Source organism: Allofournierella massiliensis, from assembly GCF_004345265.1.
Taxonomy (GTDB): Bacteria; Bacillota; Clostridia; order Oscillospirales; family Ruminococcaceae; genus Allofournierella; species Allofournierella massiliensis.
Genome location: NZ_SLUM01000015.1, coordinates 14965 through 26742 on the forward strand (window position 1 = coordinate 14965; position 11778 = coordinate 26742).

Annotated in this window: 11 protein-coding genes; 1 reads left to right on the plus strand and 10 read right to left on the minus strand. The window is 46.9% G+C overall.

Annotated features, from left to right (window positions below):
- Nucleotides 1-86 precede the first annotated feature (86 nt).
- Both EDD77_RS18830 and EDD77_RS09755 read right to left on the minus strand, forming a co-directional pair.
- Nucleotides 87-392, minus strand: coding sequence for a winged helix-turn-helix domain-containing protein (locus EDD77_RS18830; protein ID WP_077138571.1), 306 nt, complete (start codon nucleotides 390-392; stop codon nucleotides 87-89).
- A gap of 95 nt (nucleotides 393-487) precedes the next feature.
- On the minus strand, nucleotides 488-1531 hold the full coding sequence (locus tag EDD77_RS09755) for a helix-turn-helix domain-containing protein (protein ID WP_058965403.1): 1044 nt from the start codon (nucleotides 1529-1531) through the stop codon (nucleotides 488-490).
- A gap of 287 nt (nucleotides 1532-1818) precedes the next feature.
- Here EDD77_RS09755 and EDD77_RS09760 point away from each other — a divergent pair, with 287 nt between their 5' ends.
- Nucleotides 1819-2400, plus strand: a complete 582-nt coding sequence (locus EDD77_RS09760; protein WP_058965402.1) for a methyltransferase family protein — start codon at nucleotides 1819-1821, stop codon at nucleotides 2398-2400.
- A gap of 75 nt (nucleotides 2401-2475) precedes the next feature.
- Here the strand turns inward: EDD77_RS09760 and EDD77_RS09765 are convergent, their stop codons facing one another.
- The 8 genes from EDD77_RS09765 to EDD77_RS09800 form a co-directional block, all read right to left on the minus strand.
- Nucleotides 2476-2658 (minus strand): transposon-transfer assisting family protein, encoded by a 183-nt coding sequence (locus tag EDD77_RS09765; protein ID WP_058965401.1) that lies wholly within the window; start codon nucleotides 2656-2658, stop codon nucleotides 2476-2478.
- Between the two features lie 24 nt (nucleotides 2659-2682).
- Nucleotides 2683-2826 (minus strand): FeoB-associated Cys-rich membrane protein, encoded by a 144-nt coding sequence (locus tag EDD77_RS09770; protein ID WP_077138570.1) that lies wholly within the window; start codon nucleotides 2824-2826, stop codon nucleotides 2683-2685.
- On the minus strand, nucleotides 2827-4179 hold the full coding sequence (locus tag EDD77_RS09775) for a radical SAM protein (RefSeq protein ID WP_050005268.1): 1353 nt from the start codon (nucleotides 4177-4179) through the stop codon (nucleotides 2827-2829). It abuts the gene before it with no gap.
- A 151-nt stretch (nucleotides 4180-4330) separates the two neighbouring features.
- On the minus strand, nucleotides 4331-6370 hold the full coding sequence (gene feoB / locus EDD77_RS09780) for a ferrous iron transport protein B (protein ID WP_058965400.1): 2040 nt from the start codon (nucleotides 6368-6370) through the stop codon (nucleotides 4331-4333).
- Between the two features lie 6 nt (nucleotides 6371-6376).
- Complete coding sequence (locus EDD77_RS09785) at nucleotides 6377-6592, minus strand: FeoA family protein (RefSeq protein ID WP_058965399.1); 216 nt, start codon at nucleotides 6590-6592, stop codon at nucleotides 6377-6379.
- Nucleotides 6593-6604: 12 nt separating this feature from the next.
- Nucleotides 6605-7978 carry an MATE family efflux transporter gene (locus EDD77_RS09790; protein WP_058965398.1) on the minus strand — a complete coding sequence of 458 codons (1374 nt, stop codon included), beginning with the start codon at nucleotides 7976-7978 and terminating at the stop codon, nucleotides 6605-6607.
- 151 nt (nucleotides 7979-8129) lie between these two features.
- On the minus strand, nucleotides 8130-8393 hold the full coding sequence (locus EDD77_RS09795) for a metal-sensing transcriptional repressor (protein ID WP_050005264.1): 264 nt from the start codon (nucleotides 8391-8393) through the stop codon (nucleotides 8130-8132).
- Between the two features lie 11 nt (nucleotides 8394-8404).
- Complete coding sequence (locus tag EDD77_RS09800; protein ID WP_242868418.1) at nucleotides 8405-10984, minus strand: heavy metal translocating P-type ATPase; 2580 nt, start codon at nucleotides 10982-10984, stop codon at nucleotides 8405-8407.
- Between the last annotated feature and the right edge of the window lie 794 nt (nucleotides 10985-11778).

The following is an 11778-nucleotide window of genomic DNA, read 5'->3' on the forward strand; positions in this document are numbered from 1 at the left end:
GAAATTTAAATTTTAGAATCAATTTTTGTAGGTACATAGAAAGAAGGAGCACCGTTCCGAAATTGTTTTGGAACGGTACTCCTTCTTTACAATTCAAAGCGATAGCCATATCCATAAATGGTACAAATGGCATCAGTTTTTATCTTTTTTCGTATCTGGTAGATTCTGCTTGTGACGCTTTCCGGACCAGCACTAAAATCATCCCGCCTTACACACTGGTATATCTGCTCACGTGTGAAAGACCATCCGGGGTGAGAGGCCAGATAGTATAAAACGTCAAACTCCATAGTTGTCAATCGTACATTTTCTTCTCCAATACAAACTTTGCGTTGGTTAGGATCAATGCACAAGTTGCCGTATATAAGTACGGGCTTCACCACCAATAGCCTCACCCCCTTTCATTTTACCAAGTTTAATGCTTATCGCCTCTACATTTCCCACGCCCTCTGTTGCACCATTATTATACTATGAAGAAATTGTGGTGAGCTTATTCACCACTGTTTTCTTTGCGATACTCCGCCGGCGCAATCTTTAGAACATCACGAAACGCTGTGGCAAATTTGCTCTGATTTTCATATCCAACTTGATTCGCAATTTCAGCTATGGTGGCCTGCGTCTGCCTCAATAAAATCGCAGCCTGCCTGATGCGGTATTCTTTCATATAAGTTCCGATAGGCTGTCCATAAATCCCTTTAAAGGTATCCTTTAAGGTTGTAGTGTTTATCAAATATTCCTTAGATAGATCTTCAATGGTTGGCCGCTCCTGAAGATTGGATGTCAGCCTTTTATGGATCGTCTTGATAATCTCCACTTGTGGGGAAGTGTATAGCTCTCTCCGTTTCTCTTTGGACACATCGACCATACACAAAAACAAAAGTAGTTCTTGTACCTTTAATCGAAAATATGGTTTCTGTAAGCAATCCGGCACAGAATAAAGTTCTGAAAATATATGTTCAATCTCATCCTTCGCTCGCATGATAAAGCAGTTTCCACCAGAACAAAACTTATCTTTGAATTGCAGAATATCTATGCCACTGTCGGAGAGGATTTCAGGAGGGTTTCTCATCACCACAGATAAATTGATAACAACGGAGATCCCCCGATAATGCTTTAATGGAAATGACATTTCCGCCGCACAATTATCCATGGTATGGATTGACAGGTCTCCTTCTCCGAGGTAAAGACAAGAGCCGCTTGCTAAGCGACATCCCTCACGGCCTTCCCGGCAATGATTGATCTCCAATATATTTTTATCAATGTTCCCATCCCAATAGCAGCTCGTTGCCTCAAAGTCATTATAAATAAGCTGTATTCCGGGATAGACCTGATAGACCGTCATAAGTCCAAGGCCATCCGCACAATCCATTTTATAGACGGTACAATAGCCGTCGTTATCTTCCGGAATGACTGCGGATAACCCCGTTGATGAAAGTGGGGTATGTTCCATAACTGTCCTTTCCGTTACATTTTTATTGTTTATCTGTTGTGCCAAGGTTTTCCTGGCATCTTTTATTATAAGGTTTCTTCTCATATTGCACCGCTCCAATCAGCAGGATTTTAAATCCAAATAGAATTCACTTTGCATTATAGTACGTCATGGCTAACTGTGCAAATGGAAAACCTATGTCCATTGTCGGTGCTGCTGCATGGTGGCCTTTTCTGCCCCGGCCACCACTGTCGGTCCGGAAATTTTGCTTGTTGGGGAAGGCCCCAACTTCCTGTTGCCATTCATCAAGTATTTACAAAGTTCTGCTATGCTTGTCTTGATGAATGAGGTATAATCAATCCAGTGATAAAAATAAATTTGGAGGTTGCAGTATGGCATATAAAATTATTGCAATATTGATACTGGCTGCGTTTTACGGTATTTATTACATAAAACTTATTAGTCAGCGAAAGCAGGGAATACAAACAAATTTATTGGGCAAGGGAAAGAAAGGCTTTGTAAAGGCCATAGAAGATTCATTGAAAATTGTAACATTTGTAGCGCCCATTGTTGAGTTGATTAGTATTTTTATGGACACATATATTGATTTGACATGGATAAGGGTATTGGGCTGTATATTGGGAATATTAGGAGTTGTGGTGTTTGCGGTATCCGTACTTACGATGCGTGATAGTTGGAGAACTGGTGTCCCTGATGATAAAAAAACAGAACTTGTCACGTCTGGAATATATGCATATAGCCGCAATCCTGCCTTTTTGGGTTTTGATTTAATCTATTTATCCATCCTTTTTATATTTTTTAATTGGGGCTTGTTAGTGATAACAGTGTTGACGGTTGTTATGTTTCACTTACAGATTGTTAAAGTGGAGGAAGCTTTCTTGATAAAAACATTCGGAGAGGAATACTTGGAATATAGAAAAAAAGTATGTAGATATATTGGAAGAAAGAGGTAGCAAAATCCATATTATTAAAAAGCGCCGGACGCAGAGGCCAAACAGCCCCACGTCCGGCGTTTCGATTTTGTTTGATTACCCGTCTGTAAACTGAAACCGCTGCGCCTCAAAGTCGGTGTCGCTCATGGCGTCCTGTTTGGCAGAGGTTTGGCAGGCCAGCGCCCGCATTTCCCCGTCCATATCCGGTATATCCGCCCGGACAGCTGCCGCCATCCTGCGCCGGTCGCCTTTGTGATACGGTCTGACACCCTTTGTCAAACAGAGGCATCGGCCAGATACAGTTTATTTATTACAATACTCCTTGCCTATACAGCCGGAGCAACCACCACCGCAGCAGGAGCCATTCTTCCGATCCCGATGGATCTTCCGAACAGCCCATACCGCATAGAGAACAATTCCGACTGCAATTACGCCTGTTACAATCATTCAGACTCCTTTCTGGCCGGCACTCCACAACTCATCCGCCGTGGGCTGCCAGTTCTTTGCATACAGTTCGCACTTGTCGCAGAGATGGTCTACCGATTCCGGTGACTGCAAATCTGTCGATTTTGCACCGGTGCGCTTTACCATCTCTCTCAAGATCTGCGGGTTCTCCAGCAGAGGGCAGGGCCGCAACATATTCTTGTTGAATGGCTGCCCATCATGGTAAGCCATAAAGATTGGACTTTTCAGTGCCTCCAGCAAAGTGCAGTCATGGATGTTCACATTAGAGTAGTGAATGAATACGCAAGGCTCAACATCCCCGGCAGCATTGATATGTAGGTAATTACGCCCTCCGGCGATGCAGCCGCCCACATACTCCGCATCATTCTGAAAATCCATACTGAAGATCGGCTTTGTACTCCGAAATGCCCGAATACGCTCATAGACTGTTCTTCTCTGCTCCGGTGTTGGCAAAAGCTCCGGAACCGCCTCATTGCCAACGGGCATATAGTGGAAAAACCACACGAACATAGCGCCCATGTTAATCATCATATCGAAAAATGATTCACTGCTGATGTCCTCATAGTTCGCGCTGGTATAGCAGGTGGAAACGCCAAAAGGCAGGTTATGTTCCCGCAGCAAATCCATGGCGTGCATGACCTTTTCAAAAACGCCGCTGCCTCTGCGCCCGTCATTTGCCGTTTCAAATCCTTCCAAGCTGATCGCCGGGACAAAGTTTTTTACCCGCAGCATCTCCTGGCAGAATGTTTCATCAATCAGCGTACCATTTGTAAATGACAGGAACGCACAATCAGGGTGCCGTTCACAGAGGGTAATCAGATCCTTTTTACGAACCATTGGCTCCCCGCCTGTGTAGATATACATATAAACGCCTAAATCCTTACCCTGCTGGATGATACGGTCAATCGTTTCCAGGCGCAAATTCAGCTTGTGGCCGTACTCGGCAGCCCAGCAGCCAGTACAATGCAGATTGCAGGCTGATGTAGGGTCCAGCAGAATTGCCCATGGAACATTGCATTTTTCTTTTTCCCGCATCTCTTCCTGGATGGCTCCACCTTTTAAGGCCGAATTGATGATGAAATTCTGGAACAAGGTTTTTCGCACGCCGGTATCCAACTGGTAGGCTTTCAAAATCAGCTCATACCAATTTCCCTTTTCATCAATCGCCTTTCGGAAGGCCGCCCGCTGGCTCTCATACCAGCCATCAGGCAAAGCCTTATCAATCAGATTCATGGCTTTTGGAATATTGGTTTCCGGATCTTTCTCCAGGTAATTCAATGCCATATTGACGGCCGCAGTGAAGGCCGTGTTTTTTACAGATTCAATAATACTCATTTTGTCTTTCTGCCGACAGAAATGGACTCTGCCAGCTTTCTCCCATTTTTATTCTTCGCGCAGAAGATTCCTTACTGCTAAAAATCCAACGCCAATCGCAGAAATAATGATGGCGAAACGTAAAAACTTTTTAAATGTCATAATTCCCACCTCACACAAGAAGTCCTATTCGATAAATAATAAAGGTAATGATCCATGCTACAACTAACTGGAACAGGGCGGACAACAGCATCCACCGGGTGCTGGCCGCTTCTTTGCGGATTGTTGCCAATGTAGCGGCACATGGAATGTACAGCAGGCAAAAAATCATCAGGCAGAAGGCATTAAGCTGCCCAAAGCCTGCTGCACCCAGGATACCAACCAGCGTGTCCATCCCCGCAGCAGAATTGATATTCGGGACCCCGAACAAGACGGCGCAGCTGGATACCACCACTTCTTTCGCGGAAATACCAGCAATCAAAGCGACGGCAATCTGCCAGAACCCCAATCCAATGGGAGCAAAGAACGGAACCAGCCAATGTCCCAAAATAGCTCCGAAACTCTCCGTCATTTCTGTTGTGTAGCCATGCGGCCCGAAATTCAGGATGATCCACATGAGAATAGAGGCCACAAAAATGGTGGTGCCCGCTTTGGTCAGATAGTCCTTTACCTTTTCCCAAACATAAATTGCAACGGTTCTGGAGCTGGGTGCTTTGTATTCCGGCAGCTCAATCAAAAGATAGTTTTCTGAAGTCCTGCGGTCAATCAAATGGATAACCGCCGCCACGAGGATCGCAACCACCAGACCGATCAGGTACATGGAATATGCCACCAGCATCGCACGCTCTGCGAAGAACATCTCTGCAAACAGGATGTAGATCGGCAAACGGGCGCTGCAGCTCATAAAGGGAGTAACCAGCATGACCTTAAAACGGTCTCGCCGGTTTTCCAGAGTTCGTGATGCCATAATTGCCGGGACGGTACATCCAACCCCCAGTATCATCGGAATAAAGGCCCTGCCGGATAACCCCAGCTTGCTCATAATCCCCTCCATGACATAAGCAACACGCGCCATATAACCGCTGTCCTCAAGGAAGGCCAGAGCAAGGAACAGGATGAAAATATTTGGAAGGAAGGTCAGGATACCGCCCACACCAGCAATAATGCCATCTACCAACAGAGAACGCAGCACATCGTTGACGCCAGCAGCAATCAATCCGCTGTTGACTGCGCCAGACAGGCTTTCTATTCCCAGTTCAAAATATCCCTTCAGCCAGTCTCCAATCGTAAAGGTAAGGAAAAAGACTAAGGCCATAATTGCCAGGAAAATAGGGATACTCCATACCCGGTGGGTCAGCACACGATCTACTTTCTGTGTCAAAGCATCCTGGCGGTCTTTATTGACCAGCACTTCACGGATGACTTCCTGAATGAAATCGTACTTCTCGTTGATAATGTCGGATTCATAATTCCGGTCCAGCACATCTGGCAGATCCACTGGGTAATTCTCCGTGATTTCCTTATCCTGCTCCAACAGCTTGATTGCATACCAACGGTAATTCGTCAGACCGGGATATTTCTTTTTCAGTTCCGCCATAATGAGGTCAATCTTATCCTCAATGGTATCGCTGTAAACCATTGCGTACTCGGAATGGTGGTCATGCCGGTGTTTTGACGTATAGTTGTGATGATGGATCAGGCAATCCGGGTCTTTGCAGTCTTTATGATGTGCCGCCGCATGAAGCAGCACATCAAGACCGGTCCGCTTTCTGGCGGAAACCGGAATGACCGGAATCCCCAGCATTTCCGGGAGCCTGTGCGTGTCGATCTCCATGCCCCGCTTTTCCACAATGTCCATCATGTTCAGTGCCAGTACAACCGGCTTGCCAAGTTCCAGAAGCTGCAGGGTCAGATACAGATTGCGCTCAAGTGCGGAGGCATCTGCAACATCAATAATTACATCGACTTCATCGCTAAGTATGAACTGTCTGGAAACCTGCTCCTCCATCGTATAAGAAGTCAGGCTGTAAGTACCGGGAAGGTCAACCAGGCGAATGGTCATATCATGGTCCTTGATGGCACCTTCCACCTTTTCAACGGTGACTCCCGGCCAGTTTGCCACTTTTAGGTTTGCGCCCGTATAGGCATTAAACAGTGTGGTTTTTCCGCAGTTTGGATTTCCGATGAAACCGATTGTCATGCTTTCACTCATCAGAATTTACCCCACTAAAATATTCTTCGTGATATTGCGCCCCAATGCAAACCGGGTTCCTCGTATTTTCACAATCAGGATTCCATGCCCCTTGCTGTTCAGTACATCAATGGGCGTTCCTTGTGTCATTCCCAATGCTTCAAGGCGCTTTTCAATGTTGATCGGTAACTTTATTTCTTTTACTTTATAGCTGTTTCCTACGGTTCCGTCACAGAGATACATAGCCGCCCCTCCTTACCGCAAAGCCTGCAAAGTGCGCGGCATTTTACGAAATTCAGACGCCATCATCGCAATCGTGATTACAACCAGAACCGCATCTGTCAGAGCAATCGCCAGCCATACGCCGCGAATGCCCAGGCCGCCGATCATCGGCAAGAGGACACACAGCGGAATAAAGAGGATAATCTGGCGAAACAGCACCAGCCATGTGGCCTTATTCGCCTTACCCAAGGACTGGAACAGTGTGACCGCAATCAGAAAACTTCCTTGTAAAATGTAGGTGCTGAACATAATGCGGAAATTCGTCACTCCTGACGCTGCCACCCCCGGCGTTGTAATGAACATAGAAAGCACCTGCTCCGGGAGCAGCTCGGCGGGAATCCAGAACAGCAGGGACAGGACGGTGGCCGCCGCAATGAATACTTTGGTCAGTAGCTTTACACGGTCATAATCCTTTGCTCCGTAGTTCGTACCGGCCGCAGGCTGGAATCCCTGACTGATTCCCCACAGAGGGACAAAGGAGAAATTCCAGAACCGCAGGGCAGCACCCAAAAGGATCTGTGAAGTCTCTCCGCCATAGTTGGCAGCTACACGGTAAATCACGGTCTGCTGAACAAGGGTCAAAACTTGCATCAACAGAGCAGAGATGCCAACCGCAAGCACCTGACGGAGAATAGGCCCATCAATACGGATACGGCCTATTTTTACATTTGGACTTTTCTTTTTGAAGTACCACACAGTAATCGCAGCCTGGACAAACTGGGACAGCACAGTAGCATAAGCAGCAGCCTCAATCCCCATCCCATAAGGATTCAGAATGGAAATAAAAATGGGGTCAAGAATAATGTTCAGGATAGCACCGCTGGCGATGATGAACATTGCTTTCTTGAGCTGGCCTTCTCCTCGGATCACCATGTTTGCGCTTTGGAAGAAGTTGACCAGCAGAGAACCAGCAAATATAATCCGCAGATACTTTTCGGCGTAGTTCAGGATATTGTCACTGGCTCCGGCCAGAGATAAAAGCTGACGGGTAAAGACCATGCCGATGACCGTGTAAATTACAGACAGAATCACAACAGCGGCAACCAGATTGCCCATGATCTTCTTTACCGTATCGTTGTCCTTTTTGCCAATGGCTCTCGATAAGACTGAGGCGGAACCCACGCCCAACATGGCTGCGGAACCGGCGTTGATCAGGGTAAACGGATAGGAAACCGATACGGCTCCCATCTGAATATCCCCAACCATCTGTCCGACAAAGATGGAATCCATCATGTTATAGAGGCCCACAACAACCATGCCGAGAACCGCAGGGATGCTCAGCTCCAGCATCAGCGAGAAGGGGCGCTGTGTAAGCAGCTTTGTTCTTGTATCCAGTGATTGTTTCATCACGTTACCTCCTATTTGATATTAGCCACGTCTAACCATAAAAAGTATATAAAATTGCGGGGCGTTTGTACGCTCCAAACCGCAGGAATAGCAATCCAAATTGACACAAAATCAGGAGCGGAAAAGGCTGAACGCCTTTCCGCTCCCGGTATCATTGTGCCATTTTCTCCAGCAGTTTCAAGGCTTCTTCCAACTTTGGATTTTCAGCATCCGTTTGCAGCGCCTCCCGGACACAACTCCGAATATGGGCTTGCAATATCTGTTGGTTGGCGCTTTTAAGCAATGCCATTGTTGCCTGAATTTGGGTAGATATATCCACACAATAGCGATCTTCCTCCACCATTTGCAGGATTCCGTCTATCTGCCCTCTCGCAATTTTCAGTTTGTGGGTGATGTCGCTCCTTTTTGCTTTCATAGGCAGGCCGATTACTGGATCTCGACAACCTGATAGCCAGCATCTTCGATAGCCGCCTTCAGCACATCGTCCGATAGAGTACAACCCATCTGTACCTTTGCCGACTTATCCTCCAGGCTGACTTCAACCTGTTCCACGCCCTGGATTTCCCGCAGCGCCTTATCGACGTGCTTTACGCAGTTCCCGCAAACCATACCTTCAATCTTCAGTGTCTTTTCCATGTGAATTTCTCCTTTTCTATCTTCTTTGCTATTTGATGAGCTGTCTGACTGGAATGTCCCCAGCTCCATAGAGGAAATGTGTTTCGCCTTAAACCATCTTAACCGCAGCGCATTGGATACAACAAATACGGAACTGAAACTCATGGCAAAGGCTCCGATCATCGGGTTCAACTTCAACCCAAAAGACAAATAGAACAATCCGGCAGCTACCGGAATCCCGATGACATTATAAATAAATGCCCAGAACAGATTTTGCTTGATATTACGGATAACCGCTTTGCTGAGCTGTACGGCGGTAGACACATCCAGCAGATCGCTTTTCATCAAAACAATATCCGCTGACTCAATCGCAACATCTGTACCTGCTCCGATGGCGATACCAACATCGGCTCTGGCAAGGGCAGGAGCGTCATTGATACCGTCTCCCACCATGGCAACCTTTTTCCCTTCGCTTTGCAGCCGCCGTATCTCTTTCTCTTTATCCTGCGGAAACACTTCCGCTACAACTCGATCCACGCCGACTTGACGCCGGATGGCCTCTGCGGTCTTAGCGTTATCCCCGGTCAGCATAACTACTTCAAGCCCTAATCGGCTCAACTCCTGCACCGCCTGCTTGCTGGTGGGTTTCACCACATCTGCCACGGCAATCACACCGATCAACTCTCCTCCACGGGCAAAGAACAATGGCGTTTTTCCGTCCATAGCCATGTCCTCGCCAAGCTGAAGAAGATGGCCGCCTTCAATCTGATGGTTGTTCAGCAACCGGCGATTTCCGGCCAAACAGAGGTCAGTCCCGATTTTTCCGACAATTCCCTGGCCTGGAATCTGTGTAAATTCACTGACCGGCAGCAGCGGAAGTTTCTCATTATCTGCCTCTGCCACAATCGCATCTGCCAGAGGGTGTTCCGACAGCTTTTCCAAGGAAGCTGCAATCTGCAAAAGTTCCTTTTTCTGAATGCCTGCTTTGCAGAGCAGATCCGTTACCACCGGGGTTCCCTGTGTAATGGTTCCTGTTTTATCCAGAACAACCGTATTGATGTCGTGAGCCGTTTCCAGGGCCTCCGCCGATTTGATTAAAATCCCGTTTGTTGCGCCTTTTCCGGTTCCCACCATGATGGCGGTGGGAGTAGCCAGCCCCAACGCGCAGGGACAGGAAATGACTAAAATAGAGATACCGATGGACAGGGCAAATTCAAATCCGTACCCCAACAGCAGCCATATAATGATTGCAATCAGGGAAATGCTGATGACTACCGGCACAAACACACCGCTGACCTTATCTGCCATTTTTGCAATGGGAGCTTTGGAGCTGGTCGCTTCATCCACCAGCCGGACGATTTGAGCCAATGTGGTATCATCCCCCACTTTGGTGGCCTGCATTTTGAAATAGCCGGACTTACTGGTCGTTGCACCAATCACTTTGTCCCCAATGTGTTTTTCTACAGGGATGCTTTCGCCGGTCAAGGCGGATTCATCAATGGACGCAAAGCCTTCGATAACGGTTCCATCCACCGGCACCGATTCACCGGCTTTTACGATTATGGTTTCACCCAACTGCACTTCTTCCACAGGTATCTGGAATTCCTGACCATCCCGTTCCACCGTAGCGGTTTTCGGGGCCAGATTCATCAGCTTTGTGATCGCATCTGAGGTCTTACCTTTGGCGCGGGCCTCCAGCGTTTTCCCCAAGGTAATGAGCGTGAGGATCATGCCTGCGGATTCAAAATACAGGTCCATCATAAAGCTATGGACCGTAGCCATATCCCCATGGCCAAACCCAATGCCGATCTTATATATGGCGTAGATGCCATAAATAATTGCGGCGCTGGAGCCTATGGCAATCAAGGAATCCATATTGGGGGAGCCATGGAATAAGGTCTTAAACCCCATCCGGTAATATTTGAAATTGATAAATACCACCGGAATCAGCAAAAGAAACTGGGTAAATGCAAAGCTGATTGCATTTTCCATTCCCAGCAGAAAACCGGGGAGCGGCCACCCCATCATGTGTCCCATGGAGATGTAAAACAGTGGAATCGTAAAAAGCGCGGAAAGCAACAGCCTCTGTTTCATCTGCTTGTATTCGGCTTGAGCCGTACTGACTTCCGCTTTCGATGCTGGTGCAGGTGAGCGGTTTTTGCTTTGAGCAGAGATCTTTGGTATGGCTCCATATCCGGCCTTTTCAACAGCCTGGACGATTCCCGCCGTATCCAGAACGGATTCGTCATAAGAGGCAACCATGCTGTTTTTCAACAAATTGACCGATACTTCTTTGATTCCGGGCAGCTTGCCGACGCTCTTTTCGATCCTGGCAGAGCAGGCCGAACAGGTCATGCCCGTAATATCAAATTGTTCTTTTTGCAAAATCATCCCTTCTTTCTGAAATATATTTTTGCGCCGCAGTACCCCTCCCCCGTAGGGAACTAAAAACTGTTATGAAAAGGGGCTTTCGGTATCTTGGGGGAAAGATGCCGCCGCCCCGATCACAAAGTCTGCGTGCAAGGTCTTTGACCGTTTTTCATTATAGACATTGGCTTGATTGGTTGTCCGCTCCGATAGGCAGGTTTTTTGCTCCATTTGGCCTTTTTACAAATTTGGCGGGGATACCGACAATGGCATCCCCGCCAAATTTATTATCAATCATCTTTTTGGGACACAAAATAGATGACTCCACTCCCAATAATGCTGATTGACACTACTGCACCAATACCAGGATTAAAAAAGGCACATGCAGTACCGGCTATTGCACTGATAATTCCAAATAGGACAGAAATTACAACCCTCATTGTTCGACCTCTTAATAGCTAAAAGTTTTTTGATTACCCCGTTCGTCTGAAGAACCACCACCGGAAACAGAGAACGATCCAAAGCTGAGAGTGGCAAAGTATTATTATTTTTTTCGGCTCGAAAGAATCCCCGAAATACCAAAGAACAATCCAGTTACCAGAGATATTACCGCTAAAACCAGAATGATAAAAGCCGAATCATTTCCGTTGAAGCCAAGTGCTGTTAAAGCATAGAGAAATACAAGAGTGAGCATCAAGCAAAAGATGCCGAAAAGGATTTTAATGTTATTGCTCATATCTATCAGCCTTTCTCTTAATTAGCTCTAAGTGTGCCCGGAACTGCTGTGTACTTTGAATATATAATGCTAATATGCCCTG